Source organism: Epilithonimonas sp., assembly GCF_056329745.1.
In genome coordinates this window covers 37,776-63,388 of sequence record NZ_JBWEYV010000015.1, presented here as the reverse complement: position 1 = coordinate 63,388, position 25,613 = coordinate 37,776, and the positions used below count along the sequence as shown (strand labels likewise).

Here is a 25,613-nt window from a genome sequence, read left to right as displayed (position 1 = left end):
ATTTGAGATTTGAAAATTGAGATTACCCATTTTCAGTCTCTTTCTAATTTTTAATTTTTCTAAATTTTAACCGATTAATTGTTTCAGTTAGTTAATCATTGATGAGTAAATAAACCTTACCGAGCTTGTTACCATCTCAATCACCGGTTGTGGATAAACACCCAGTACAATCACGAAAACCGCTAAACTTGCCAACACCGAAAACTCTACCGAGGAAATATCTTTTGTGGTGGCCAAAACAGCATCGTCACCTTTGCCAAACATCGCTTTCCCGTAGAAACGCAACATATAAGCGGCACAAAGAATTAATGTTAACCCTGCTAATACGCCCATAAGACTGTTATAAGTAAATACGGATTTGAGCAGGATAAATTCCCCAATAAACCCATTGGTTAAAGGAACTCCGGTTGCTCCCAGCATAATAATCATAAAAAGAACCGCAAATTTTGGGGCAACTTTGGCCAAACCACCCATCTGGCGGATGTCTCTTGTTTTGAATCTTTTGTAAAGAATATCGGCACAGTAGAAAAGTCCCACAACATTGATCCCGTGGGCAAAACTCTGGATCATCGCACCCTGGGCACCTTCAAAATTCAATCCTACACGCATTGTAACAACAGCCGCAGAAAAAATACCGGCAACAATGAGCCCTACGTGGGACAAAGATGAATAAGCGATGAGTCGTTTGCTGTCTGTGGAAATGAGTGCGATCAAAGCACCGTAGATGATTCCGATGACCGAAAGGATGATGACAATCTCGCCGGAGATGCCACCAATTGCCAAAGGCGTGATAGGAAGTAAATATCTCATTACACCATAAACTGCCATTTTCAGCATAATCCCCGACAGTAACATCGATCCTTGAGTAGGTGAGTATGTATAGGTATCCGGCTGCCAAGTATGGAACGGGAATACTGGTAATTTAACAGCAAATGCGAAGAATATAAACCAGAATACAACAGTCTGCTCGTTCACGTTCAGTTGGGCATTGTAAAGATCTGTCAGCGCAAATGATGCCGCGTGGTTGTAAACATAAATCAAACCAATCAGCATAAACAATGATCCTACAAAAGTGTAAACAAAGAATTTGGTTGTAAACTTAAGTCGTTTATCTTCCTGACCCCAAAGCCCGGCGATAAACCAGATCGGGATTAATGTAATCTCCCAGAAGATGTAAAATAATAAGCCGTCTAATGCTGTGAAAACGCCTAATAACCCAAATTGCATCAGCAAAATCAATGCGTAGAAAGAATTTGGGAATCCTTTTTTGTCATTAAAAGATGATAAAACAATAAGAGGAACTAGGATGTTGGTTAGCAGTACCATCAGCATACTCATCCCGTCTATCCCAAAATGGAGATTACTTTTGATGTAGCTGGACCACGGATAAGTGATCTCATACTGCAATGGCGAATCTACCGTTGGATGGAAATCGAAATTTCCCAACATATAGAAAGCCAAAAACATCTGTGCAAGAGCAAAAGCCAGTGCAATATATTTACTGGAGGCATTTTTCCAGAAAAATAACAAACCCGAACCTACGAGAGGTAAAAGTAATAATGTAAATAGTAAACAGGACATTATTTCAGTATAAAGTTAACAATCAATATAATTCCGATGGCTAATGACATAATCAGCACATAGTTTTCTACGTTCCCGTTTTGCAGGCGTTTTGCGGCACGCCCGGAATCCTGTGCGCCTAATCCGATGAAATTAACAATAGGATCCAACACAGCTTTATCAAACATAGCTGCCGCTTTACCGGCTTCTTCGATTGGTCTAACTATCATCGCATTATAAATCTCATCGATAAATAATTTTCTGGAAGACAGTTTTTCCCAACCTGTGTAGTTTTCTTCGGGTAGAGCTTTTTTCTTCTTGGTGACATAAATGGCTTTCACCGCGAAGAAGATCACCACAACCATAATGATAGTTATCGCTAAAAGAATCATTTCTGTAACGAAAGGTATCTCCGGTGTTTCTATATCATAAACATAGATTGGTTTCAGCCATTGCGCCAGTTTTTGGAAATGACCGTGACCAATGAAGTGAGGAAGATTGATAAATCCACCAACTACGGAAAGGATGGCCAATATGATAAGTGGCAATGTCATAACTGCCGGGCTCTCATGCAAATGATGTTTTTGTTCCTCGGTTCCCCTGAATTCTCCAAAGAAAGTCAGGAATAATAGACGGAACATATAGATGGCTGTTAAAGCCGCACTAAACAATGTTAATCCCCAAAGAATCGGGCTTTTTGCATAGATGTGCGTCAATATTTCGTCTTTGGAAATCATCCCCGATAATGGTGGGATCCCTGTAATGGCTAATGTGCCAATCAGGAAAGTCCAATAAGTAACTGGGATTTTTTTTCTAAGTCCGCCCATAAAACGCATATCCTGCTCTCCACTCATTGCGTGGATTACAGAACCTGCTCCCAAGAACAATAAGGCTTTGAAGAACGCGTGTGTCATAACGTGGAACATCCCGGTTGTATAAGCACCGGCACCCAATGCGATGAACATAAAGCCTAACTGGGAAACAGTGGAGTAGGCGAGTACTTTCTTGATGTCGTTTTGCCTTAGCCCGATAAATGCGGCTACCAAAGCAGTGGCCAAACCAATAAATAAAATCAGGTTGAGCGTGGATGGTGCGAGGGAAAACAAGAAGTTACTCCTAACCACCAAATAAACACCGGCAGTAACCATTGTTGCAGCGTGGATTAGCGCAGAAACAGGTGTAGGACCTGCCATTGCATCCGGCAACCACGTGAATAAAGGAATCTGTGCCGATTTACCAACAGCTCCAATGAATAAACTAACTGTGATAAATATAATAGCACTGCTGTCCAAAGTGAATTTGGAAGAGTTTTCTGCTACGCTGAGATAATCTACGGCATTCACCTGAGAGGCGATGGCAAAAATACCAATAAGTAATCCAAGGTCACCTATACGGTTCATTATGAATGCTTTTCTCGCTGCTTTGCCATAATCTTCGTTGGTGTACCAGAATCCAATCAATAGGTAAGAACAAAGTCCTACTCCTTCCCATCCGATGAATAAAATCAAGTAATTGCTTCCTAAAACCAAAAGCAGCATCGAGAAGATAAACAGGTTTAGGTAAGTAAAAAATTTGTAATAACCCTTGTCGTGGCTCATATAGCTCATTGAGTAAAGGTGGATTAATGATCCGATCCCGGTAATAATCATGACCATCATCAGTGACAACTGATCTACCTGGAATCCAAAATTAACCTGAATCCCATTCACCCGGAACCATTCAAATGCTTTTACAATGACAGGTGCGCTGTCATTTTTGAACCCGAAAAATATACTTGTTGTGATAACAAACGAAGCGAAAACTACCAGTGTGGCCAATCCGCCAACAAAAGCTTTGGGAAGGTTTTTCCCGAAAAGCCCGTTGAAGATGAATCCGGCTAAAGGTAAAAGTACAATTGCGTAAACTAAATTTTCCATCCCTTTCTTATCCTCTTAATTTATTAAAAATACTCACGTCCACAGATCTGGTATTTCTGTACATCATTGCAATAATTGCTAATCCCACAGCTACTTCTGCTGCTGCAACCACCATGATGAAGAATACTAAAATCTGCCCGTTACCATCACCTTTGTATGCAGAAAAAGCAGCCAGTAAAAGATTTACAGAATTAAGCATTAGCTCTACACATCCCAGTATTATAATGGCATTTTTGCGGAGCAATACCCCCAAAACACCTAGGCAAAACAAAACTGTGCTCAGGATAATAAAATATTCCAAAGGAATTTCCTGTATTAATGTATTAACTTCTCCCATAATCTTATAAATCTTTTTTACCAATAAGAACCGCTCCTACAATCCCTGCTAAAATAAGGATAGAAGCCAATTCAAACGGCAATACATATTCATTAAACAATAATCTCCCAAGGTTTTTTGTCAACCCAACAGAATGATCTATTCCTGCTGCTGCATTTGTTTTTCCGGTAAGGCCTTTGTAAGCTCCCAGCATCCCGACAAATAATATACAAACCGAAAAAATCCCGATAAACTTAGGAAGGTTAGCTTTTTTGCTTTCGTCTTCTTTATTAAGGTTCAGCATCATCAGGATGTAGAGAAACAATACCATAATGGCTCCTGTGTAAACGATAATCTGAACAATACCCAAAAACTGAGCATTAAGCAGAACATACAATCCAGCTATAGAGAACATGGTTACAATCAGAGACAAGATGGCATATAGTGGGTTTTTTGCAAAAACAAAATAAACGGCACTTGCAACAGCCACAAACGCAATTAAGAAAAATAAAATCTGATCCATTACTTTACTGCATTTTTTTGTTTTTCAGATTGTCGTGAGGTAATGTCAATCCTTTCATTAATTTTTTCTACCAATTTATCCTTACCATAGATAAAAGATCCTCGGTTGGTTTCCACATCTACTAATCTGTCGGTAAGATATATGGCTGATTTTGGGCAGGCATCTTCGCACATACCGCAGAAGATACATCTCAACATATTGATCTCGTAGATCTCTGCATATTTCTCTTCTCTGTAAAGGTTTTTCTCTTCTTTAGTTCTCTCTGCCGCAGTCATTGTAATGGCTTCTGCAGGGCAGGCCACAGCACAAAGACCGCAAGCGGTACAACGCTCCCTTCCTTCTTCATCTCTTTTTAAGACATGTTGCCCTCTCCATATTTTGGCTCGTGGCTTATCAACTTCCGGATAAGGATAGATGGGTGGTCCTTTCACGATATTCCTGACAGCGTGCTTCAATGTAATCCCCATTCCTTTGAATACCGCCGGAAGGTAGATTTTTTCTGCAAGTGTCATCTCTTTGTTAGAAACAACTTTTGATCTGTTAGTAAGTTTCATCTTTAATTTGTTTATTTAAGATTTGAACTTATGATGAAGTCCAAAATTTAAATTAATTAATTTCTAATTGCCAAATGCCAAAATTAAAGCACCGGTTATCATTAAGTTGATTAATGCTAATGGAATGAGTGTTTTCCATCCAATATGCATCAATTGATCGTATCTAAATCTTGGTAGTGTCCATCTGATCCACATAAAGATTAGAATCCCGATGACCGTTTTTGTAAGGAATGCTACAATACTTAATATTCCGGCCACGTTTTCACCCCAATGATTGGACACCCAATCAATTCCTGGATAATTGTAACCTCCAAAAAATAAGGCAACCATAAAGGCATTGGAGATAAACATATTAATATACTCCCCAAACATATACATTCCAAGTTTCATAGAAGAATATTCGGTAGAGTAACCTGTTACCAATTCTGACTCACATTCTGGCAAGTCAAATGGGTGCCTGTTGGTTTCTGCCAAAGCTGCCACAATAAAGATTAGAAAGGCAAGTGGTTGGTAGAAGATATTCCAGTTCATTCCGTCCACCGCTATTAATCCCCACAATTTCCCAGTAGTTTGAGATTCTGTAATCACTTTAAGATCAAGACTGCCACTCATCATAATGATAGAAAGCAGTGATAATCCCATCGCTAACTCATAAGAGATCATCTGCGATGATGCCCGGATGGCTCCAATCAAAGAGTACTTATTATTAGAAGCCCAGCCACCAATCATAATTCCGTAAACACCAATAGAGGCCATACCAATCATATACAAAACACCTACATCTATATTGGCTACCTGCAGGTCAAAAGAGGTTCCTCCAATATTTAGGCTTTTCCCCCATGGGATTACAGCACCGGTAATCAGGGATATAAACATCACTAGGGAAGGCCCCAGGATAAACAAAAACTTTTCTGCATTGGCCGGCGTAAAGTCTTCTTTGAAGAAAAATTTTCCACCATCGGCAAGAGGTTGTAACAACCCAAATGGTCCAGCTTTGCTAGGGCCAATCCTGTCTTGCATCACTGCCGCTACTTTTCGTTCTGCCCAAGTAGAATACGCTGCAATGGTGAGTGCCAAGAGAAATAAGGCAACTACCAATATGATCTTGAATGTAATTAATTCCATAGGTATTATATTCGAAATTAGAAGTGAAATAATCTCAAATTATCTCGTTATCTAGTTTTTCAATTTCTTTTTCGTCTTTTAATCCAATTTCTTTAGCTTCTGGATTTTCAAGAACATTATAACTATCCGTTTTTTTCTCGTAATGGTTAAGGGAGATTACAGAGTGCCTGTCGATTTGTCGAGGTCCTTCTATGTTCCAATATTTGACATCCTTTCTTTCAAAACGGCATTCATTACAAATCCATTCTTCAACCTCACCGTACTGGTCTTTTCTTGCCGTCACACGGATTACTTCATCACCCTTCATCCAAAGAACAGCTTTACCGCTGCATTTATCACATTCGCAAGTTGCATTAACTGGTTTTGTAAACCACACTCTGCTGGCAAAACGGGATGTTCTGTCGGTTAAAGCACCAACTGGGCAAACGTCTATCACATTACCGATGAAATCATTATCCAGCGCCTTGTTTAGGTAAGTGGATATTTCTGCATGATCACCACGGAAGAGGATGCCGTGTTCCCTTTTCTCGGTCAATTGATTGGCTGCTAGTACACACCTTGCACAAAGGATGCAACGGTTCATATTAAGCTTGATATACGGGCCAATATCTTCCGGCTCAAAAGTCCTTCTTTCAAATTCTGTTCTGGTTCTTTCAAGGCCATGCTCGTAACCAAGATCCTGAAGATGGCATTCTCCTGCCTGATCACAAATTGGGCAATCCAACGGGTGATTTACCAGTAGGAACTCGGTAACCGCTTTGCGGCCTTCCTGTGCTTTTTCGGAGGTCAGGTTCTTCACTTCCATGCCGTCCATCACACCTGTTCTGCAGCTGGCTACCAATTTTGGCATTGGTCGTGGATCTGCTTCGGAACCTTTAGAAACTTCTACCAGACATGTTCTGCACCTACCGCCGCTGCTTTCCAGCTTGCCATAATAGCACATGGCAGGAGGCACCGATTTGCCACCGATTTGTCTTGCGGCTTCCAAAATAGAAGTGCCGGGCAAAACTTCGGTTGTTTGTCCGTCTATTGTGATTTTAAATTTTTTAACTTCCTCGCTCATATCTTATGCTTTTCGCTTCTTATGCCTTAGCAAATAAGCTGTATTATTTATACTTTTTTGTATTGAATGTATATCCTACACCTGCCAAAACCTGCCCAAAAACAAAATCCTGATTCGCTTTATCCGGCTTATTATTAAGTGTTGTTTTGATATCCCACATATTAATGTAACCCGCTTTGGCTTCCAATCTTGCCATCCAATGTTTCCAGAAGACAAGGTTAAGGCTGGTTCTAATGTCTGTTCCGATACCCGCTACATGGAAACGGTCACTTCGCTCATTGCCAAAAAGCTTCACATTACTTTTTGGAAACATTACGCCAATTCCCGCTCCATAAGACCAAACCAAATCAACATTCTTATTATTAATTAGGCTTTTATATTTTTCTAAACCTAAATTTTCATAATTAAGCCCATCGGTATGTTCAAAAGTCAAGAACTGCTCATCTGCCAAGTTGACTTGCCCGTTTTGAACCATTGCTGCATACTTAGGGTCTGATATATGTCCAGAAAAATTGACCGTTTGGTTTTGGTTCATCACATATTTCATATGATCGATACCAAGAACCAATGCCAGATTATCTTTGATAAAATACCCTGCCCTAAAGTTGTACTGCACCACCGTGAACCACGACGGGTCAAAATAAACAATTCCAAACTTGGTAGGCCTGTCCTTTGCCGAGACATTGTTCAGCTGGAAATCATATCCGTTTCCGGAAAAATGAATATCAGAATTGCTGAATGCGCCTCTGTTCCATCCAAAAAAAACAAACATTTGCCCTTTTTTTGATAGTGGTTCAGGTTTACTGTTAATATGATGATCGATATCTTGTGCAAATCCGATCTGTGCTCCCAGGATCATCATTGCCACTGCAAAAAAATTCTTCATTTAGCGTCTACATTATTTAGCTACTGCAGGGATTGGATCTGCATAATTGGCCAATCCATAATTTTGTTTTTGACTAAGTTCCGGGTTGTTGACATACCATTCGAACTCATCACGGAAGTGGCGTATAGCCGCTGCAACAGGCCAAGCTGCTGCATCTCCAAGCGGACAAATGGTATTTCCTTCGATTTTTCTCTGGATGTCCCAAAGCAGATCGATATCTTCCATTTTTCCTTCGCCTTTCCATATTTTTTTCAGGATTCTGTACATCCATCCGGTTCCTTCCCGGCACGGCGTACATTGCCCACAACTCTCGTGGTTGTAAAATCTTGCCAATGTCATCGTATGTTCTACCACAGACTGGTCTTCATCCAACACAATAAAACCTCCGGAGCCCATCATGGTTCCGGTTGCAAAACCGCCGTCAGATAAAGATTCATAGTTCATATATCGTGGTTCCCCGTTGATAGTTTTTAATAAAAGGTTGGCTGGGACAATCGGAACAGAACTTCCTCCTGGGATACAGGCTTTCAGTTTTTTACCATTTGGGATTCCGCCGCAATACTCATCAGAATAGATAAATTCCTCCACCGTAATGGTCATGTCGATTTCGTAGACGCCCGGTTTATTAATGTTTCCACAAGCAGAAATCAATTTGGTTCCTGTTGATCTTCCCACACCGATTTTGGCATATTCTGCACCGGTAATATAGATAATTGGGACAATAGCTGCAATGGATTCTACATTGTTAACAACCGTTGGTCTTTCCCAAAGTCCTTTTACTGCAGGGAATGGTGGTTTAAGTCTTGGATTACCTCTTCTTCCTTCAAGCGATTCCAGCAATGCTGTTTCCTCACCACAGATATAAGCGCCGCCACCTCTCTGAACATAAATCTCCAAATCGAAGCCAGTTCCAAGAATGTTTTTTCCAAGAAATCCCGCTGCTTTGGCTTCATCAATGGCTTGTTCCAGAATATCAGGAATCCAAGAATATTCTCCACGGATGTAGATGTATGATGTATTGGAGCCTAAAGTGTAAGACGAAATTAGCATTCCTTCAATCAAAAGGTGAGGAAGGAACTCCATCAGGTATCTGTCCTTAAAAGTCCCTGGCTCGGATTCATCCGCATTAACTACCAAGTGTCTCGGCACGCCTTCGGGCTTTGCAAGGAAACTCCACTTCATCCCGGTAGGGAAACCGGCGCCACCACGGCCTCTAAGCCCGGAAGCTTTTACTTCCTCCAGAATTTCTTCAGGCTTCATTTTAAGTGCTTTTTCCGCAGCCTCGTAACCGCCGTGTTTGCGGTAAGTTTCGAAGTAACGGATGCCCTCTATGTGTGCATTTTTAAGTAAAAGTTTTTTACTCATCAGTTTAATATTAATCTAAAGCAATCGCTCCTTGTCTGCAAAGGTCAAGGATTTCGTCTACTTTTTCTATAGTTAAATGTTCGTGATAGAATTTTCCAAGTTGCATCATTGGCGCATAGCCACATGCACCAAGGCATTCAGCCGGCTTCAGAGTGAATAGGCCATCTTCGGAAGTTCCACCATCTTTTATATTCAGTTTTGTACGGATATGATCCAGGATTTTTTCGCTGCCGTTTACCATACAAGGTCCGGTTCTGCAAACTTCCAAAACGTATTTCCCAACGGGTTTCATATTAAACATCGTGTAGAATGTAGCCACCTCGTATACTTCGATAGGTGTGATGCTCAATAATTCTGCCACATAATCCATCACTGGAACATCCAGCCAGCCACCAAATTCTTTCTGTGCCAAATGTAAGAGAGGGATAAGGGCAGACTTTTGTCTTCCTTCGGGATATCTTGCGATAATTTTATGAACCTGTGCTAAGCTCTCAGGTTTAAAAGCAATTGTTTCGCTCATTTTATTATGTTGTAAAATGTACATTGTACAAGGTACAAAGTATTTATTTAACTATATATTTAAAAGTACAGTGTACATAATACATTGTACTTTTTACAATTTTATGCGTCTAATTCTCCCGCAATAATATTCATACTACACATGGTTACAATGGCATCTGATATTACAGATCCTGTAATCATTTCCGGATAGGCCTGATAGTAAATGAAACAAGGTCTCCTGAAATGCAACCTGTATGGCGTTCTTCCGCCGTCACTTACAAGATAGAAGCCTAATTCTCCGTTTCCGCCTTCTACAGCATGGTAAACTTCACCTTTCGGAACTTCTGTTTCGCCCATTACGATTTTGAAATGGTAGATTAATGCTTCCATTTTTTGGTAAACGTCGGCTTTTTCAGGAAGGTAAAAATCTGGTACTTCTGCGTGGAAAGGTCCTTCCGGCAAGTTTTCGTAAGCTTGTTTGATAATTTTGATAGATTCCCAAATCTCCTGCTGACGAACCATGAAACGGTCATAAGTATCACCTGCTGTTCCCAGAGGAATGATAAAATCAAAATCCTGATAAGAAGAATAAGGCTGCGCCACTCTCACGTCATAATCTACACCAGCAGCACGCAGGTTGGGACCGGTAAAACCATAGCTCAAAGCTCTTTCTGCCGAAATTCCTCCTGTACCGATAGTCCTGTCCATAAAGATTCTGTTTCTTTCCAACAGATTACAAAACTCCTGGAATCTTGCAGGGAAGGTTTTTAAGAAATCTTTGATCAACTCGTGAAACTTGGGCGTGAAATCTCTTTCAAAACCACCAATTCTTCCCATATTAGTCGTCATCCTGGCGCCACAGATCTGCTCGTACATATCATAGATGCGTTCTCTTTCGATGAACATATAAGTTAATCCTGTGATGGCTCCGGAGTCCATTCCTGTTACTCCATTGCAGATCAAATGGTCGCCAATCCTTGCAAGCTCCATGAGGATAACACGCATATAGTCTACACGTTTAGGAACTTCTACACCAATCAGCTTTTCCACAGTCATATGCCAGCCTATATTGTTGATAGGTGCAGAGCAATAGTTCATACGGTCTGTAAGCGTCGTGATTTGTGCAAAATTCCTTCTTTCGGATATTTTTTCAAATGCCCGGTGGATATAACCAACCGTCTGTTCTGCATGCAGGATTCTCTCACCATCCATGGTAAGGACGTTTTGAAAGATACCGTGAGTCGCAGGGTGCGTAGGGCCAAGGTTCAACGTATAGAGTTGTCCGTCGATCTGTTCCCTGGAGTCGTATTGGTTAAGTATATTGGATAATGATTGGTCTTTCATAATATTTGCTTTTAGCTATTTGCAACCGGCTATTGGCTAAATGCCATTTGCCATAAGCTTTTATCTTCCGAACATGGCATCGTTCTTATCTGTCCTAGTACCGTCTTCCAGCTTGTATTCTTTCAGCATCGGATGGTAGCCAAGGTCTTCCATATTAAGGATTGGTCTCAAATCAGGATGTCCTTTAAATTTGATTCCGTAGAAATCGAACGTTTCACGTTCCATCCAGTTGGCTCCGGCATAAAGATCTGTCAAAGAATCGATCTCCATATCTTCTCTTATCATAAAAGCCTTGAGGCGGATCCTAAAGTTGGTCATCATATTATGCAAATGATAGATAACGCCAATCTCTTGTGCTGGATTCTCCGGATAGTGGATTCCACAGATATCTGTCAAGAAATTAAATTCCAAAGATGAATCTTTCAGGTAATGGATCACTTTCTTGATATCATCTTTTCTGATTTCCACAGTCAACATCCCATAAGGTTCTGAACTTAAGATTACAGACTCGGGAAATTCCCTTGTGATGGCTTCTAATACAAATTCGTTCGTCATTGTCTTTAGTTGCTTATGTTGTAAGAATCCAATAGTTTCTGATATTCCGGCATATCCCTTCTCCTAAGACTTTCGCTTTCGCAAAGTGCCTGAACTTGCATTACACCTTCTATAATTTGTTCCGGCCTTGGTGGGCATCCAGGTACATATACGTCCACAGGAATAATTTTATCAATTCCCTGCAAAACAGAGTAGGTATCAAAGATACCTCCGCTGGAAGCACACGCACCAACGGCAACAACCCATTTTGGCTCAGCCATCTGGGTGTAAACTTCTTTAAGAACCGGGCCTAATTTTTTAGAAATTGTTCCGCAAACCATCAGCATATCAGCTTGTCTTGGTGAGAACGAGTTTCTCTCCATCCCAAAACGCGATGCGTCATAAGTTGGGTTCAACGTGGCCATAAACTCGATACCGCAACAAGATGTTGCAAACGGCAAAGGCCAAAGCGAAAATTTTCTCGCCATACCAATAACGCTGCTCAGTTTTGTCGCAAAAAAGCCTTCTCCTTCAAAACCTTCGGGAGCAGGTGCGTTGGTTATTATTGTTGGTTTTTGATCTGACATTTTTTCTTTTTTAGTAAAAGTGTTAATTCGTTAATTTGTAAAACTGCAAATTGACAATTTTACAATTCTTCGATATTGCAATTATTTATCCCAATCCAGCGCGCCTCTTTTCCAAACATAGAAAAAGGCTACAAAGAATATCGCAACGAATGTAAGAACCGCTAAAAATCCGTGCATCCCGAACTCTCTGAAGTTGACCGCGTATGGATAAAAAAATACGATTTCTATATCAAACAAGACAAACAAAACTGCTGTCAAAAAGTATTTGATGGAAAAAGGGGTTCTTGCGTTACCTTCCGAGGCAACACCACATTCCCAACTCTGGTTTTTTACAGAATTTCCTTTCTTCTGTCTTGGACCCAAAAAGTGAGCACCAAGCAGTGAAACTGCTACAAAGCCTAGTCCAACTGCTGCCTGCATTAGAATAGGAATATAATTCTCTGGTAAATTCATAAAATCGAAATTTAACTATGCAAAAATACTAAATAAAGATTTAATATGTTAATTTATCGCCATCGGTAAGTGAGGGCAAAAGTCTGTTTTGGTAAATTTAGAATAATTATAAATAAGATTTACTTTCTGGGCTTGTTGGTTCTCTTGAGTACCAAAAATGCGATATAAGCAATGTACAGGAATAGGACACTGGCAAAAATGATATTGATGACTGTGTCGGTTCTTGCATCTTTTATAGGATCCAAAAAATTGTACAAGACAAAGGCAATAATCAAAACGCCATATATGTAAAGTTGCTTTTTCATGTTTTATCTTTTAGGAAATAGAAATTTTATCTTTTTTGTTAAACTAATGTTTAAGATTAATCATTTTCTATTGTGAGTGCATAAGTTCTTCTCCTTTTATGATTGACTGGGTTATAATCCTGCCATAGGAGTTGTACGTTTTTATTTTCTTCCAGTTCCGGATTGGTTTCCGCGTATTTGATTCCCATTTTCCGGAAACGTTCAAATATTTCCTTAAATATAATGGCCGTCACGCCACGTCTCTGATAATCAGGATGGATGCCTATAAGGTAGAAATTGGCGCGGTCATTTTTCTTGCCAGCCTGCAGAAAGTGCCACCAGCCAAACGGGAAAAGTTTCCCTTTTGATTTCTGAAGTGCTTTGGAATAGGACGGCATTGTTATCGCAAAAGAAACCAGCTCGTCCTTATCATCAGTAATGCAAATGATATAATTTTTATCGATGAAAGGGAAATATTTTTCCTTATAAGTTTTAATCTGTTCTTCGGTGATTGGTGTGTAAGTAGAAAGGTGTTTGTAAGTTTCATCCAGCAGTTTGAACATAGGTTCTACCAACGGTAAAATTTCCTGTTTAGATTTGAAGTTGATGACTTTGAGTTTATACTTTTCAGCAATAAGGCTGCTGAATTTTACCACTTTTTCCGGCAAAACTTCGGGGAAGTTAATCTCGAATTCTACCCATTCTTTTTCTTTTGCGAGGCCACGCTTTTCTAGGTGTTTTGGGTAATATTCATTATTGTAAAGGCCAATCATGGTTGCCAGTTTGTCAAATCCCATGGTCAGCATCCCAGCTTTGTCAAGATTGGTAAAACCCATTGGCCCTTCGATCTTGGTGATATTATTCTCTTTAGCAAATTTTATAGCCTCGTCAATTAATGCTTTTGATACATCTTCGTCATCGATAAAATCGAGCCAGCCAAACCGTACTTTTTTGATGCCCAATTCCTTTTCCTCTTTATGATTGATTATGACCGCAATTCTCCCGGCAACTTTCCCGTCTTTATAAGCTAGAAATTGTTTAGCAACCGAATACTGCAGCGCAGGATTTTCTTCCTTTTTCCAGATGTTTTTTTCTTCGTTAATCAACGGCGGAACATAATTAGGATTGTTTTTGTACAAATCCATCGGGAATTTTATAAAATCTGTCAGGTCATTTTGTGTAACCACTTGCTTTACAATGATGTTTTTCATATTCTTGCGCATCTATTAGACAAAGATAGGTTTTAAGGTAAAAACAGCAAGTCTTTGGCATAATTTTTACTTAAAATCAGGTATTTATTTCGTATAAAATTATAAAGAAAAAATGAGTGGATATTATATAATTATTGGACTGTCAATGTTGTTTAGCTGGATTGTGTCATCTAGGCTAAAATCCAAGTTCGATTATTATTCCAAAGTGCATCTCAGGAACGGTTTGTCCGGAAAAGAGATTGCGGAGAAGATGTTGAGAGAGAATGGTATCACTGACGTGCAGGTAGTTTCTGTTCCTGGCGAATTGACAGATCATTACAATCCGGAAAATAAAACGGTTAACCTTTCAGAAGCTGTTTACATGCAGAGAAATGCCGCCGCTGCCGCAGTTGCTGCCCACGAATGTGGCCACGCTGTGCAGCATAAAGTAGGTTATTCTATGTTGCAGCTGAGATCCAAAATGGTTCCTGTGGTAAACATCAGTTCCAAACTTTTACAGTTTGTATTGATGGCGGGTATTGGTATTATGGTTGCTACCAGAAGTATCGATAACCCTAATGGGAACACAACCGTTCTAGCGATAGGGGTGGTTTTGTTTGCAGTGACTACATTGTTTGCTTTTATCACGCTTCCGGTAGAGTATGATGCCAGCAACAGGGCGCTGAAATGGCTGGAGGCTTCTGGAACGGTAACGCCGGACGAGTATGCCGGTGCTAAAGATTCCCTTAAATGGGCAGCAAGAACTTATGTTGTGGCGGCACTTGGGTCTCTGGCACAATTAATTTATTTTGCATCAATGCTCTCAGGAAACAGGAGGGATTAAGATAAGGGAATAAAAGTTATGAAAAATTAAATTCCAACAGCATCTCGGACAACTCGTCTGAGATGTTTTCTTTTTTTGATGTTTTAACACTTGCTTTAATGATGCAAATCTCATGGGCATCGAAGTGGTTAATCCTTGCGTCAAATTTATTAAGCAAGGTAAAAATCAGATTCTGTTGAGAGAATTTGAATTTAATTTCAAGTTGGGATTCAAGTTCTTTGGTGATGATGTTGGCTTGCTCCAGGGTGTATTTTGCAGATTCTTTGTAGGTTTTCACCAGTCCGCCAACGCCCAGTTTGGTGCCGCCATAATATCTGATAATGACTAGTAAAACATTGGTAACCTGGTGTGCCAGCAGCTGGTTGTAGATTGGCAATCCGGCGCTTCCGGACGGTTCTCCGTCATCATTGGCTCGGTAATTTTCTCCATTGATTCCCAATCTGTACGCGTAGCAGTGGTGTGTGGCTTTTGGGTGAAGTCCTTTAAGATGGTGCAGCTTCTCTTTGATTTCGTTATCAGAATTTACGGGATAGGCAAAACCAATAAATTTACTGCTTTTTTCTTTCAAAAGTGTGTCTTCCACGGGTTGTTGTATGGTTTGGAATTCAAACATGATCCAAAAATAAAGATTTCCTGTAGAATCTCAATGTAGATGCTGATTTATTACTGAATTAAGATAAACGGTATATTTCATCGCATTGAAAATCTGAAACTTACATAAAAGCGTCAAAATAAAAATCTATTCAATTAATTTTTGTGTAATTTTGCCAGTAAAATTTTTTTATATCAATGCCTAATACAATAATCATTGGTTCCGGTAGCTATATCCCGGAAAACATTATAGATGGTTCTTATTTCAAAGATGCTGTTTTTTACGACGATAATCACGAGCTGATTGAGAAACCTACCGAGGAGATCGTTCAAAAATTTGTAGATATTACAGAGATCGAAAGACGGCGATATGCCAATGCAGAAGATTTTAATTCTGATTTGGCACTGCGGGCTTCCGAAGAGGCCATCCGTGATGCAGGTATTGATAAAGAAGAGATTGATTACATCATATTTGCTACCAATTTTGGTGAAGTGGGTGTAGATGGTGTTCCCAACTTTATGCCTTCTTTGTCAGCAAGGCTCAAAGGTAAATTAGGCATCAAAAGAAGGGACTGTATCAATTATGATATGATTTTTGGATGTCCGGGTTGGGTAGAAGGATTGATTCTTGCAGACACCATGATTAAAGCTGGTAAGGCAAAAACAGTTTTGGTTGTTGGCGGCGAAACGCTAAGCAGGGTAACCGACCCTTTTGACAGAAACAAGATGATTTTTGCCGATGGTGCAGGAGCTGTTGTGGTGACTGCTACAGATGAGCAAAATGTAGGTGTTTTGGCAGATAATACGCTTTGCGATAATGGCGAAGAACTGTGTTATCTGGAGAACGGGCCATCACTTAATCTGGATTCTGATCAAAGTAAATTGTATATCAGGATGCGTGGCCGCAAAATCTACGAATATGCCTTGAAAAATGTGCCTGATGCAATCAAAGCGACCATTGATAAGGCTGGACTTGATATCACCGACATTAGTAAAATATTAATCCACCAGGCGAATGCCAAGATGGATTATGCGATGATTGGCAGGCTTTTCAAATTGTATGGCAGAAGAGAATATGATCATTCTATTTCCCCAATGACGATTCAGGAACTGGGAAATTCTTCTGTAGCCACGGTGCCAACTTTGTTTGACCTTATCAGGAAAAATAAGTTGGAAGGGCAGCAGTTTACGCCGGGATCTTACATTCTTTTCACATCCGTAGGAGCTGGGATGAATATCAACTGCGTGGTTTATAAATTCCCGGAAGGGAAAATTTAATTCGGCTCGGATAAAGTAAAACTAACATTTAAACGTTTATTATAGAAAGGAATTGATTGCGATTCCTTTTTCTTTTTTATATCATTATGCAAAAAACAATACTTACCCTTCTGGTTCTTTTTCTTTTGTTGGAAATTTATGTTTACCAGGCCTTTAAGACAGCTTTCCGTACCGTCAATTCCAGGTTGATTTACTGGATTCCCACTGTTCTGGTTTATATATTCCTCTTTTATTCTGTGCTCACATTTAACAAAGCTTCCCATAGTTATCTCAGGCTGCAGATTGTCTTTTCTGTTATCCTGATTTTTGTTTTGCCAAAGATTTTGGTGGCTGTTTTTCTTTTGTTGGAGGATGTTGTTAGGCTTTTGGGCTTTGGTTTACAGTCTATTTCAAAAGAGCATGCGCATTATCCTTCAAGGCGGCGTTTTATCAGCCTTGTTGGCTTAGGCTCGGGCGCTGTTCTGGCTGGTATGTTTCTGGACGGGATTATCTTTGGGAAGTACCGCCACAGGGCAAGAATTGTACGGTTAAAATTAAAAAACTTGCCCGAGAGTTTCAAAGGTTATAAAATCGTGCAGATTTCTGACGTCCACAGTGGTAGTTTCCAGAATCCAAAGCATCTTCAGCACGCTATTGATCTCATCAATAAGCAGGATGCCGATTTGATTCTTTTTACAGGCGATATGGTCAATAACTATGCAGATGAGTTTGTGCCTTTTATCAATCTGTTTTCCCAGATTAAAAGCCGGGATGGGAAGTTTGCGGTACTAGGTAATCATGACTATGGCGAATATGGTGTTTGGAAATCCGTTGATGACCGAAAAAATAATATTCCAAAACTGATAGAAAACGAGAAAAAAGCAGGCTTTGAAATGTTACGTAATGAAAACCGAATTATCGAGAAAAACGGGGAAAAACTCTATATCCTAGGGGTTGAAAATTGGGGTATTCCTCCATTTCCACAATTTGGGGATCTGGATAAAGCGGCAGCAGGCGTCCCTGTGGATGCAGCAAAAATATTGATGTCGCATGACCCATCGCATTTTGATGCGGTTGTAAAACATCACCCTGCCAATGTGCAGCTCACGCTTTCCGGGCATACACACGGCATGCAGTTTGGGATCGATCTCAAAAACTTCCGATGGTCACCAGTGGAGTATAAGTATCCAAAATGGGCTGACCTTTATGAGAGCGAAGGAAAATATTTGTATGTTAACCGTGGCTTTGGTGTTATCGGATATCCCGGTAGGGTAGGCGTGCTGCCTGAAATTACGGTGTTTGAATTGAGTTAATTACTCATCTGTATAAAGATAACAAAAGCTTAGAATTTCTAAGCTTTTGCTTTGTTAAAACAGGTAATCCTTCATCCTGGAAACTGCTGTTTCATTCTCGTCCAAGTATTGTAGTAGCTTCTCTATGCGTTGCTCAAAACGCTTGCCAATATTGATTGTTTTGTAGAAAGGAAGCTCAAATGGGAGATTTTCTTTATTGAGAAATTGCCAAATATTACTGTATATCATTACATATTCGTTATTCTTAAGACTCTCCAAAATCATGCTTTCATAGTATTTCATTGGAGTCACTTGTAAGACATAATCATTGAAAGGGAGTTGCGAATAAGGTGACTGGCTTTCCGGGATTATCGTCAACTCATTTTTGATATGAATTTCGGTTTTTGTCGTCAGTTTTCGCCAAAGGAAATTGATGCTGGATTCTTCTATTTCGGAGAGGTAATTGAAACCGGATTTTTTGATTTCCTCATACGTTAGTTGGTGGTACTTTTGCCTGATTCCCCGGATTGGTTTTTGTAATATTTGTTCAACATTTAACTTTGTTTTTTCCACCAATTCAACATCCGAATTGATATTGAATAATGCTACCTCATGACCACCTGAGACCACTTTTTTAAGCTGCTTTTCAAGATTTGGAATCAATGAAATCTCCACAAAAAAAGTAGCTAGAAAACCATGCTTGTCTAATACAGATAAGATGGAGTCTGTATTTTCTTCGATTGATGAAATCAATTGGTTGGAGCCTATTTTTTTTGATGGATCAGCCTTGTAAGATGGTAAGGCTAAGTTAAATGTTAATAATATCACTTAAAGTAAATTTTAAATTTATTTCTTAAATCATTATAAATCAGATGTTAAAAGTTGAGGTATTTAAATTATTTATTGATTGTAATCTATTTCAAGAGTTTTTTCTTAAGATTATTAATCATGTCTATTGACATCGATGATATGTCAAACTTATAATCCAATCCCCAATCTTTCTTAGCGGCAGAATCATCAATACTTGCCGGCCAAGAATCTGCGATGGCCTGGCGGAAATCGGGTTCGTATTTTATCTCAAAATCCGGTAAGGTTTTTTGGATCTCTGTCGCCAATTGTTTTGGGGTAAAACTCATGCCGCCGAGGTTATAAGAATATCTGATTTTGACATCTTCTTTTGGTGCTGTCATCAGCTTGATGGTTGCGTCAATAGCGTCATCCATGTAGAGCATTGGCATAGCGGTATTTTCACTGATGAAGCTGGTGTAATTTCCTTTTTCTACAGCTTCGTAAAAGATCTCTACAGCATAATCTGTAGTACCGCCACCGGCTGGTGCTTTCCAAGAAATCAACCCGGGATAGCGGATGCTTCTGATGTCCACCCCATATTTTTCAAAATAATATTCGCACCACTTTTCACCTGCCATTTTGGAGATTCCGTAAACTGTGGTTGGGTTAAGCACAACTTCCTGACCAACATTATTTTTAGGTATTCCCTTTCCGAATACAGCAATGGAACTCGGCCAGAATATCTTTTGGATCAGGCCTTCTTTAGCTAGTTCGCATAGATGAAGAAGCGGTTCCAGATTGAGTTTCCATGCAAAAAGTGGTTGCTTTTCCGAAGTGCCGGACAATAGCGATGCCAGGTGGTAAACCGTTGTGATTTGATGCTCTTTAATGATTTCTGTAACAGCTTGGAAGTTGGTTACATCGAGACGGACATAGTATCCGGCTTCGGTAATGCCTTCTTTCCATTTGTCAAGACCTGAAGCAATCACATTTTCTTTGCCATATAGTTCTGCGAGTTTTGCTGTCAGCTCGGTTCCGATTTGCCCTAATGCTCCGGTGATTAGAATTTTTTCTGTGCTTGTCTCCATTTTACGTTTTATTGATCCGCAAATCTAATTAATTTTAAGCAATTTTTATTCTTTACAATGCTCTTAATGAGAAGGTGAAATTTGATTTATTGTTTCAATAAGACCTCCATTGTAATCGTTGTTAGGTCTTTTTGAATGCTATTTTATGTCTAATCATCGGTTTGTTTTAAGTTATTAAATTGATAACAATTTGGTAAAATTTTAAGTAATTTATAATGGTGTTTTTTGTGCAAATTAGTCAAAGAATGATGATAATGATAAGAAAGAATTTAAAAATGGATTTCTGATACTCGCAGGTTTTTTTTATCTTTCTTCAAAAATTAAAAATGCAACCTATAATACGATTTGATGAATTTCAGACTTTGGTCAATGAACATAAAATTTTGCTTTTCGATGTCAGAACAGGTCCGGATCCCAAAGGCGTCTATCAGAAAAAGCATCTTAAAAATGCTGTCTTTGTAGATTTAAACTCAGACCTTGCGGATATTGACGACCCCAAAAATGGAGGTCGACATCCGCTTCCTCAATATGAGGATTTTATCAAAACACTTGGAAACTTGGGGATTAAAAGTGATTCTCATGTTGTGATTTATGATGATAAAAGCGGTGCTAATGCAGCAGCAAGATTTTGGTGGATGTTGCGGGCAGTTGGCCATAGAAATGTTCAGGTTTTGGATGGTGGCTTTCAATGGGCAGAAAATGCAGGCTATCCTTTAGAAACAGGTGATAACACTTATCCAGCCACATCTTATGTGTCAGAATATAACAGCTGGCAGTTGCCACAAGTGTTGCGGGAAGATGTGAAGTTGGCGACAGAAGATCCTGGTTCTGTTATTGTCGATGTCCGGGAGTCTTTTCGTTACGACGGTATTTCCGAACCTATCGATTTGGTGGCTGGCCATATTCCGAATGCGGAAAATTTCCCTTTCATCAATAATCTGAATGAGAATGGCTCTTTCCGCAGTGTAGATGAACTTAGAGCAATTTATAGTCAATTATTTGAAAACTATGATAAAGATAAGATTATCTTTCATTGCGGGAGTGGCGTTACTGCTTGCCATAGCCTTTTGGCTCTGGATTATGCAGGTTTTGACATCCCGAATCTTTATGTTGGAAGCTGGAGCGAATGGAGCAGAAACGAAGTATAATAGTGGAAGAGTGCGATTGAATATGGGCAGTAATAGTTGTAATTTTTTTTTGAATGCTAAGCTAAAATAAAAGGACCTCGGGAATCTCAGCCAAAAAAATGTCACACAAACATAACTCTTAACAAATAAAACCTCTCAAACCTCCAAATCAAAAACTTGCCCGAACCTGCATGCTGCCTATGTGTATGGTTCTGTCGCCGGAATTTCTCCCTTCGTAGTTGACATTCAGTTGGATAAAGGAATTAATGGCTTGCTGGATGTATAAAGTCCAGACCTGGTTTTTTCCGGGCTTTAGGCCTTCCAACATTTGGTTTCCTACAATGCTGTAATTGTTACCGCTAAAATTATTATTGATAAAAGAGAATTGCGCCCGCACAGAGGTTTTTGTCCTTTCCCATTGCAATGTTCCCGAGAGTTCATAGGTTTTAAGAAGTTCTTCGCCATCCGTTCTTTTTTTCTGACGCAAGGCCCCGAATAATTCTGTCTGTAATGTTTCGGTGAGTTTATAGGTGGCTTTTGGCTTGGTTTCCCAGTTTTGCAGCAGATAGTTTCTAGTGGCGTAAACTTGAGAACTGTTGCTTATGTTTTGAACCGTATTTTCCCAATCTGCGCGGAAGGCTTTGGTGAATGAGTAGCCCAAATTGACATAATGTGATTTTTGGGAATGCGCCTCGTTGCTAAAATTGGCATTCACCAGATTATCATTAACTGTATAACGGTAGCTACCGTTCCAGCCAGATTTGTCATTAGAATTAAATAGCGCAGAAGCCAGGATATTCTGAGTCCTGAGCAGTTGATCTTTTTGTTTTTCGAATGGATTCCATACTAATACTTGGCTACCTTTCAAATAAGAATTCTGAGAAAGCATTGATAAGTTGAAGTTCCAGCGTTTCAAGAATGCATTTTCTGAACTGATAATCGCAGAAGGATTAACAAATAGAGCCACCTGAAGCTTGTTTTTGTTAGATGCAAGATAATTGACACTGTTGGTATAAACCCGAATGTACTGCGCCAGATCAACATATTCTGCCACTTCGAACTCGTCCAGCTGCTGGATGCCATCGCTGTTATAATCTGTCCATTTGTAGATGCCCTGTCCATCGGTTACTTTGATGTATTGGAATTCACGCTGCGCTTCCTGACCATTTCCTAATTCATAGAATAGCTGAAGACGCATCCCGTTTTTGAAAAGCTGTTGGTTATAAAGCATATTACCTACCACAAAATCCTGATTTTGACCATTGGCCAAAGTTTGATTTTCGTAAAAGAATTTGCGGTAATGTACCAAAGCCGACAGTTGCGTGGTTTCTGATTTGATAATCTGGCTTTCTGCCTGGATTCCGAGGATGTTATTCATTTTCTGCAAACGGTTATCCAGCACCGAATCATTCCCACGGAAATAGAGTTTCGTCAACAGTTTGGTCCTTGCCGAATCGGCTATTTTCTTCTGAATAAAAATTTCCTTCCAGCTATAACTTGTCAAATCCAGCGTTTGGGTTGCATTGTATTTTTTCTCGTTATGCTCCATAGCGCCGCCAATCATCCAGCTGCCTTTTTTGCCGGTTAATTCTGAGGAAACAGTGCCGCGGAGAAAGCTGGTGTTAAGGTCGGTCGACTTAGTGTCCAAATAAGAAACTGCGGCCAAGTTATTCAGATTTCCGATTTTCAAAACTGCGTCAATATCATTTTTGATGCCTTTGTAGGTGTCTTTTTCTTCCAAGTAATTAAGTTTGTAATTGATTTTAGAAGTTTTATTAAAGTCATTGAGGAAAGAGAAAATTAATCTATTCTGAGTAATCTGACTGAATTCGTTAGTCAGGTTAAAATCCCTCCAGAAATCAACATTATTAATCCTATCCAGAACATGGAAATTCTTTTGAATCACCTGGTATTCCACCATTGGCGTTCCAGTCCAGTTGCTGCTGCGGAAAGTTTTGTGTGCGTAGATCCTCGCTGCATAACCTATATTCTGCGTATTATCTTTAGAAGAAAACAGGTTGAGGTCATAATTGCTCATTGAGACATCCGTACCTACGGCGCCATCTTCTAGCGCATATTCTACATTAGCCGAGTAAACCTGCGTTTTTTCCGGTGCTGGCAGTTTCCTCACCGCGCGATAATCGCCCAATCCGGCGCCTTGGTATTTAAAAACACGACCGTTGTTGGTAGTTTGCTGCAGCTGGTAATCGCCTTTTCCACTGCCAAAATAGGTGAACGATACCTGATAAAGCTTCTGGGTCTGATCCGTAGAAAACTCGTAGTAGAAAGAATTGTCCACAAATATTTTCTTGTACAGAATTTTGTTTACGTCATAGTCTGTTGCTACGCCCGACGGGGCATACATCATATCAGCATTATTACCGGCATTTACCAATGTTTGTTTGTCTTCATCGCTCAGGTTGAGGGATAGTGGAGCGTTTTTATTGTCATTTTCCGAGAACCAGCTGAAACAGGCTTTCAGTTTTTCCCGCTGATGTTTGATACTTCCGGTGATGAGGAATCTTGTATAATTTCTGTTGGTATAATTATAAGAGACGTTGATGAAGTTCTGCTTATAAATCGGACGGAAACTGGTGAAGGTAATTTCGCCGGTGTTATAATTAATAGTATAATCAAGGTTCTCGCCCCGTTTCATGAGGATACCATCAATATAAACCTGTTCCGATCCGGAAATAATGGTAATGAACAATTCGCCGTTTTTTCCCGTTAAGCGATAAGGCCCCTGATTGCCCTCGATACCTTGGAAACGCATCCTGTAGAACTCGCTTCGGGCAACGCCTCCGGAAACATCTACCGAGGTTTTATTCCCATTCTTTTCCCAATTGGTGAGGAATTGCAAGCCCATGCTCCGACTTTGGTAGCGGCCAAAATAGGTGGTGTCGTCATTCAGGTCCAGATGTCCGGCGCGTATGATGCTGTGGTTTTTGATATTGAGTTGGATGTAGATTTTATCAAACTCCTGCAAGGTTTGCGTGTAACCATCCGCCTGTACCGGCAGGTTATGATCTGATATAGAAGCCAAAATAGAAACGTCTGGACTTAGCTTGCCCGAAATCTGCATATCCATCGAACTTTGGACGGATGATCCCTGATTATTCCCAAAGGTGATTCCTCTAATTATAGAACCTTTGGAATTGAGTTCGCCAAGGATTCTTTTTTTATCATTTTTAACTAGGACTTCTTCATCATAAATCACATGGTTCCTTTTTTTGATAAAGTCGAGGGTGTCTTTGGTGAAAAAATCGCTGTTAATTCTGGAAATGATCACGCTGTCTTTTTCTAGTGAATCTTGTGGAATATTGGGGTTTTTCCAACTGAAAATCTGTGCATTAACGGTCGTTATTGCAAAAAAAGTAAAGATTGTGAAAAAAAAGATATTGATCTTGGTCACCCTTTTTGTATGATGCGTAAAAGTACTAATAATAGGACTTACGGCGAATTAACAATTATTTAAAACGGAAAATAGGCCTTTAAAATTATAGTGGCCATTAAAATTTTATATTTGTCATATAGGAAATAATAATTTTAAACTTTTATATTATGAAAAAAATCTTTACTATTTTAGGTGTAGTAGCTGTTTCAACAGTAATAAATGCACAAGTGGTTATTAATGAAGTTTATGGTGGTGGAGGAAACTCCGGAGCATTATTGAAAAATGATTTCATAGAACTTTATAACAGAGGAACTTCTCCAGTAACTTTAACAGGAGCTTATATCCAGTATGGTCCTGCAACTGGTGTTTTTGGTGGGACTGGATCAACTCCAACAATTTATGCATTACCAACTCCGATCACTATTCCTGCTGGAAAATATTATTTAATTCAAGCTGCTGCAGGAACTGGAGGTTCTATTAATTTACCAACAGTTGATGCAACAATTGCGGCTTCTATAAGTGGAACAACAGGTAAAGTGGCTTTAACAACAAGCAGTACTCCTGTTACTTCTGCAACTGATGCTTCAGTTATTGATCTAGTTGGTTGGGGACCTACGGCAACAATTTATGAAGGCAATGGACCAGCACCAATTACTACTAACGCTACATCAATTAGCAGAATTCCAGTTGGGAACGATACCAATAATAATGCTACTGATTTTGTAGCTGGAACACCAACACCTACTAACTCTGCAGGAACAACTGTTCAATTAGCTGTTTCAGATGTTAATAAAACTAACTTTGAATTTATTAAAAATACTGTAGTTGGGGAAAGTATATCTTTTGCTAAAAATGCCGATATCCAAATCGTAAATACAGCAGGACAAGCTGTAAAATCTGCTAAAGTAACAGAAGGTTCTACACTTAATGTTTCTGCTTTGGTTAAAGGAACTTACATCGTTACAGGAACTGTAAACGGAGAAAGGGTATCTCAAAAAGTGATCAAAAACTAATTGTAGTTTTTCACAAT

25 protein-coding genes are annotated in these 25,613 nt (G+C 39.6%); 5 read left to right on the top strand and 20 right to left on the bottom strand.

Features of this window, described 5'->3' with window-relative positions; all coding sequences use genetic code 11:
* Positions 1 to 87: 87 nt before the first annotated feature.
* From AC00Y6_RS11430 to AC00Y6_RS11355, 16 genes are all read right to left on the bottom strand, one after another.
* Positions 88 to 1,581 (bottom strand): complex I subunit 4 family protein, encoded by a 1,494-nt coding sequence (locus AC00Y6_RS11430; RefSeq protein WP_474490742.1) that lies wholly within the window; start codon positions 1,579 to 1,581, stop codon positions 88 to 90.
* Positions 1,581 to 3,476 (bottom strand): NADH-quinone oxidoreductase subunit L, encoded by a 1,896-nt coding sequence (gene nuoL, locus AC00Y6_RS11425; RefSeq protein ID WP_474490741.1) that lies wholly within the window; start codon positions 3,474 to 3,476, stop codon positions 1,581 to 1,583. Before nuoL ends, AC00Y6_RS11430 begins: the two co-directional genes overlap by 1 nt.
* A 7-nt stretch (positions 3,477 to 3,483) precedes the next feature.
* Entirely contained in the window at positions 3,484 to 3,813 is a 330-nt protein-coding gene (nuoK, locus tag AC00Y6_RS11420; protein WP_474490740.1) for an NADH-quinone oxidoreductase subunit NuoK, read from the bottom strand.
* Positions 3,814 to 3,817: 4 nt separating this feature from the next.
* A complete protein-coding gene (locus AC00Y6_RS11415) occupies positions 3,818 to 4,315 on the bottom strand; it encodes an NADH-quinone oxidoreductase subunit J family protein (protein ID WP_474490739.1) in 498 nt (165 codons plus the stop codon).
* Positions 4,315 to 4,869, bottom strand: coding sequence for a NuoI/complex I 23 kDa subunit family protein (locus AC00Y6_RS11410; protein WP_474490738.1), 555 nt, complete (start codon positions 4,867 to 4,869; stop codon positions 4,315 to 4,317). Before AC00Y6_RS11410 ends, AC00Y6_RS11415 begins: the two co-directional genes overlap by 1 nt.
* 63 nt (positions 4,870 to 4,932) lie before the next feature.
* Positions 4,933 to 5,994, bottom strand: coding sequence for an NADH-quinone oxidoreductase subunit NuoH (gene nuoH, locus AC00Y6_RS11405; protein ID WP_474490737.1), 1,062 nt, complete (start codon positions 5,992 to 5,994; stop codon positions 4,933 to 4,935).
* 34 nt (positions 5,995 to 6,028) lie between these two features.
* A complete protein-coding gene (locus AC00Y6_RS11400; protein WP_474490736.1) occupies positions 6,029 to 7,057 on the bottom strand; it encodes an NADH-quinone oxidoreductase subunit G in 1,029 nt (342 codons plus the stop codon).
* 43 nt (positions 7,058 to 7,100) lie between these two features.
* Complete coding sequence (locus tag AC00Y6_RS11395; RefSeq protein ID WP_474490735.1) at positions 7,101 to 7,943, bottom strand: hypothetical protein; 843 nt, start codon at positions 7,941 to 7,943, stop codon at positions 7,101 to 7,103.
* 12 nt (positions 7,944 to 7,955) lie between these two features.
* The gene (gene nuoF, locus AC00Y6_RS11390; protein ID WP_474490734.1) at positions 7,956 to 9,308 is read right to left on the bottom strand and encodes an NADH-quinone oxidoreductase subunit NuoF; all 1,353 of its coding nucleotides are present in this window, start codon (positions 9,306 to 9,308) and stop codon (positions 7,956 to 7,958) included.
* Between the two features lie 10 nt (positions 9,309 to 9,318).
* Complete coding sequence (locus tag AC00Y6_RS11385; protein ID WP_474490733.1) at positions 9,319 to 9,828, bottom strand: NADH-quinone oxidoreductase subunit NuoE family protein; 510 nt, start codon at positions 9,826 to 9,828, stop codon at positions 9,319 to 9,321.
* A gap of 101 nt (positions 9,829 to 9,929) precedes the next feature.
* Positions 9,930 to 11,153: an NADH-quinone oxidoreductase subunit D gene (locus AC00Y6_RS11380; protein ID WP_474490732.1), complete on the bottom strand. Its 1,224-nt coding sequence runs from the start codon at positions 11,151 to 11,153 to the stop codon at positions 9,930 to 9,932.
* A gap of 60 nt (positions 11,154 to 11,213) precedes the next feature.
* Entirely contained in the window at positions 11,214 to 11,708 is a 495-nt protein-coding gene (locus AC00Y6_RS11375; RefSeq protein WP_474490731.1) for an NADH-quinone oxidoreductase subunit C, read from the bottom strand.
* A gap of 5 nt (positions 11,709 to 11,713) precedes the next feature.
* Positions 11,714 to 12,274 carry an NADH-quinone oxidoreductase subunit B gene (locus AC00Y6_RS11370; RefSeq protein ID WP_474490730.1) on the bottom strand — a complete coding sequence of 187 codons (561 nt, stop codon included), beginning with the start codon at positions 12,272 to 12,274 and terminating at the stop codon, positions 11,714 to 11,716.
* Positions 12,275 to 12,355: 81 nt separating this feature from the next.
* A complete protein-coding gene (locus tag AC00Y6_RS11365; protein ID WP_474490729.1) occupies positions 12,356 to 12,727 on the bottom strand; it encodes an NADH-quinone oxidoreductase subunit A in 372 nt (123 codons plus the stop codon).
* Between the two features lie 119 nt (positions 12,728 to 12,846).
* Positions 12,847 to 13,032 carry a hypothetical protein gene (locus AC00Y6_RS11360; RefSeq protein ID WP_474490728.1) on the bottom strand — a complete coding sequence of 62 codons (186 nt, stop codon included), beginning with the start codon at positions 13,030 to 13,032 and terminating at the stop codon, positions 12,847 to 12,849.
* A gap of 56 nt (positions 13,033 to 13,088) precedes the next feature.
* Positions 13,089 to 14,222 (bottom strand): GNAT family N-acetyltransferase, encoded by a 1,134-nt coding sequence (locus tag AC00Y6_RS11355; RefSeq protein WP_474490727.1) that lies wholly within the window; start codon positions 14,220 to 14,222, stop codon positions 13,089 to 13,091.
* Positions 14,223 to 14,334: 112 nt separating this feature from the next.
* Here AC00Y6_RS11355 and AC00Y6_RS11350 point away from each other — a divergent pair, with 112 nt between their 5' ends.
* A complete protein-coding gene (locus AC00Y6_RS11350; protein WP_474490726.1) occupies positions 14,335 to 15,045 on the top strand; it encodes a zinc metallopeptidase in 711 nt (236 codons plus the stop codon).
* A gap of 16 nt (positions 15,046 to 15,061) precedes the next feature.
* Here the strand turns inward: AC00Y6_RS11350 and AC00Y6_RS11345 are convergent, their stop codons facing one another.
* Positions 15,062 to 15,658 carry an IMPACT family protein gene (locus AC00Y6_RS11345; RefSeq protein ID WP_474490725.1) on the bottom strand — a complete coding sequence of 199 codons (597 nt, stop codon included), beginning with the start codon at positions 15,656 to 15,658 and terminating at the stop codon, positions 15,062 to 15,064.
* A gap of 176 nt (positions 15,659 to 15,834) precedes the next feature.
* Between AC00Y6_RS11345 and AC00Y6_RS11340 the strand changes: the two genes are divergently transcribed.
* Entirely contained in the window at positions 15,835 to 16,914 is a 1,080-nt protein-coding gene (locus AC00Y6_RS11340; protein WP_474490724.1) for a 3-oxoacyl-ACP synthase III family protein, read from the top strand.
* Between the two features lie 86 nt (positions 16,915 to 17,000).
* Positions 17,001 to 18,206 (top strand): metallophosphoesterase, encoded by a 1,206-nt coding sequence (locus AC00Y6_RS11335; protein WP_474490723.1) that lies wholly within the window; start codon positions 17,001 to 17,003, stop codon positions 18,204 to 18,206.
* A gap of 54 nt (positions 18,207 to 18,260) precedes the next feature.
* Here the strand turns inward: AC00Y6_RS11335 and AC00Y6_RS11330 are convergent, their stop codons facing one another.
* The gene (locus tag AC00Y6_RS11330; protein ID WP_474490722.1) at positions 18,261 to 19,013 is read right to left on the bottom strand and encodes a polysaccharide deacetylase family protein; all 753 of its coding nucleotides are present in this window, start codon (positions 19,011 to 19,013) and stop codon (positions 18,261 to 18,263) included.
* 86 nt (positions 19,014 to 19,099) lie between these two features.
* Complete coding sequence (locus AC00Y6_RS11325; RefSeq protein WP_474490721.1) at positions 19,100 to 20,062, bottom strand: NAD-dependent epimerase/dehydratase family protein; 963 nt, start codon at positions 20,060 to 20,062, stop codon at positions 19,100 to 19,102.
* Between the two features lie 326 nt (positions 20,063 to 20,388).
* Between AC00Y6_RS11325 and AC00Y6_RS11320 the strand changes: the two genes are divergently transcribed.
* Complete coding sequence (locus AC00Y6_RS11320) at positions 20,389 to 21,210, top strand: sulfurtransferase (RefSeq protein WP_474490720.1); 822 nt, start codon at positions 20,389 to 20,391, stop codon at positions 21,208 to 21,210.
* A 148-nt stretch (positions 21,211 to 21,358) separates the two neighbouring features.
* Here the strand turns inward: AC00Y6_RS11320 and AC00Y6_RS11315 are convergent, their stop codons facing one another.
* Entirely contained in the window at positions 21,359 to 24,601 is a 3,243-nt protein-coding gene (locus tag AC00Y6_RS11315; RefSeq protein WP_474490719.1) for a hypothetical protein, read from the bottom strand.
* A gap of 149 nt (positions 24,602 to 24,750) precedes the next feature.
* Here AC00Y6_RS11315 and AC00Y6_RS11310 point away from each other — a divergent pair, with 149 nt between their 5' ends.
* Positions 24,751 to 25,596 (top strand): lamin tail domain-containing protein, encoded by an 846-nt coding sequence (locus AC00Y6_RS11310; protein ID WP_474490718.1) that lies wholly within the window; start codon positions 24,751 to 24,753, stop codon positions 25,594 to 25,596.
* The last annotated feature ends 17 nt before the right edge of the window (positions 25,597 to 25,613 follow it).

Excerpts from the sequence above, each read along its gene's own strand:
- AC00Y6_RS11430 (WP_474490742.1), bottom strand. The coding sequence starts at position 1,581 with ATGTCCTGTTTACTATTTACATTATTACTTTTACCTCTCGTAGGTTCG.
- nuoL (WP_474490741.1), bottom strand. The coding sequence starts at position 3,476 with ATGGAAAATTTAGTTTACGCAATTGTACTTTTACCTTTAGCCGGATTC.
- nuoK (WP_474490740.1), bottom strand. The coding sequence starts at position 3,813 with ATGGGAGAAGTTAATACATTAATACAGGAAATTCCTTTGGAATATTTT.
- AC00Y6_RS11415 (WP_474490739.1), bottom strand. The coding sequence starts at position 4,315 with ATGGATCAGATTTTATTTTTCTTAATTGCGTTTGTGGCTGTTGCAAGT.
- AC00Y6_RS11410 (WP_474490738.1), bottom strand. The coding sequence starts at position 4,869 with ATGAAACTTACTAACAGATCAAAAGTTGTTTCTAACAAAGAGATGACA.
- nuoH (WP_474490737.1), bottom strand. The coding sequence starts at position 5,994 with ATGGAATTAATTACATTCAAGATCATATTGGTAGTTGCCTTATTTCTC.
- AC00Y6_RS11400 (WP_474490736.1), bottom strand. The coding sequence starts at position 7,057 with ATGAGCGAGGAAGTTAAAAAATTTAAAATCACAATAGACGGACAAACA.
- AC00Y6_RS11395 (WP_474490735.1), bottom strand. The coding sequence starts at position 7,943 with ATGAAGAATTTTTTTGCAGTGGCAATGATGATCCTGGGAGCACAGATC.
- nuoF (WP_474490734.1), bottom strand. The coding sequence starts at position 9,308 with ATGAGTAAAAAACTTTTACTTAAAAATGCACACATAGAGGGCATCCGT.
- AC00Y6_RS11385 (WP_474490733.1), bottom strand. The coding sequence starts at position 9,828 with ATGAGCGAAACAATTGCTTTTAAACCTGAGAGCTTAGCACAGGTTCAT.
- AC00Y6_RS11380 (WP_474490732.1), bottom strand. The coding sequence starts at position 11,153 with ATGAAAGACCAATCATTATCCAATATACTTAACCAATACGACTCCAGG.
- AC00Y6_RS11375 (WP_474490731.1), bottom strand. The coding sequence starts at position 11,708 with ATGACGAACGAATTTGTATTAGAAGCCATCACAAGGGAATTTCCCGAG.
- AC00Y6_RS11370 (WP_474490730.1), bottom strand. The coding sequence starts at position 12,274 with ATGTCAGATCAAAAACCAACAATAATAACCAACGCACCTGCTCCCGAA.
- AC00Y6_RS11365 (WP_474490729.1), bottom strand. The coding sequence starts at position 12,727 with ATGAATTTACCAGAGAATTATATTCCTATTCTAATGCAGGCAGCAGTT.
- AC00Y6_RS11360 (WP_474490728.1), bottom strand. The coding sequence starts at position 13,032 with ATGAAAAAGCAACTTTACATATATGGCGTTTTGATTATTGCCTTTGTC.
- AC00Y6_RS11355 (WP_474490727.1), bottom strand. The coding sequence starts at position 14,222 with ATGAAAAACATCATTGTAAAGCAAGTGGTTACACAAAATGACCTGACA.
- AC00Y6_RS11350 (WP_474490726.1), top strand. The coding sequence starts at position 14,335 with ATGAGTGGATATTATATAATTATTGGACTGTCAATGTTGTTTAGCTGG.
- AC00Y6_RS11345 (WP_474490725.1), bottom strand. The coding sequence starts at position 15,658 with ATGTTTGAATTCCAAACCATACAACAACCCGTGGAAGACACACTTTTG.
- AC00Y6_RS11340 (WP_474490724.1), top strand. The coding sequence starts at position 15,835 with ATGCCTAATACAATAATCATTGGTTCCGGTAGCTATATCCCGGAAAAC.
- AC00Y6_RS11335 (WP_474490723.1), top strand. The coding sequence starts at position 17,001 with ATGCAAAAAACAATACTTACCCTTCTGGTTCTTTTTCTTTTGTTGGAA.
- AC00Y6_RS11325 (WP_474490721.1), bottom strand. The coding sequence starts at position 20,062 with ATGGAGACAAGCACAGAAAAAATTCTAATCACCGGAGCATTAGGGCAA.
- AC00Y6_RS11320 (WP_474490720.1), top strand. The coding sequence starts at position 20,389 with ATGCAACCTATAATACGATTTGATGAATTTCAGACTTTGGTCAATGAA.
- AC00Y6_RS11310 (WP_474490718.1), top strand. The coding sequence starts at position 24,751 with ATGAAAAAAATCTTTACTATTTTAGGTGTAGTAGCTGTTTCAACAGTA.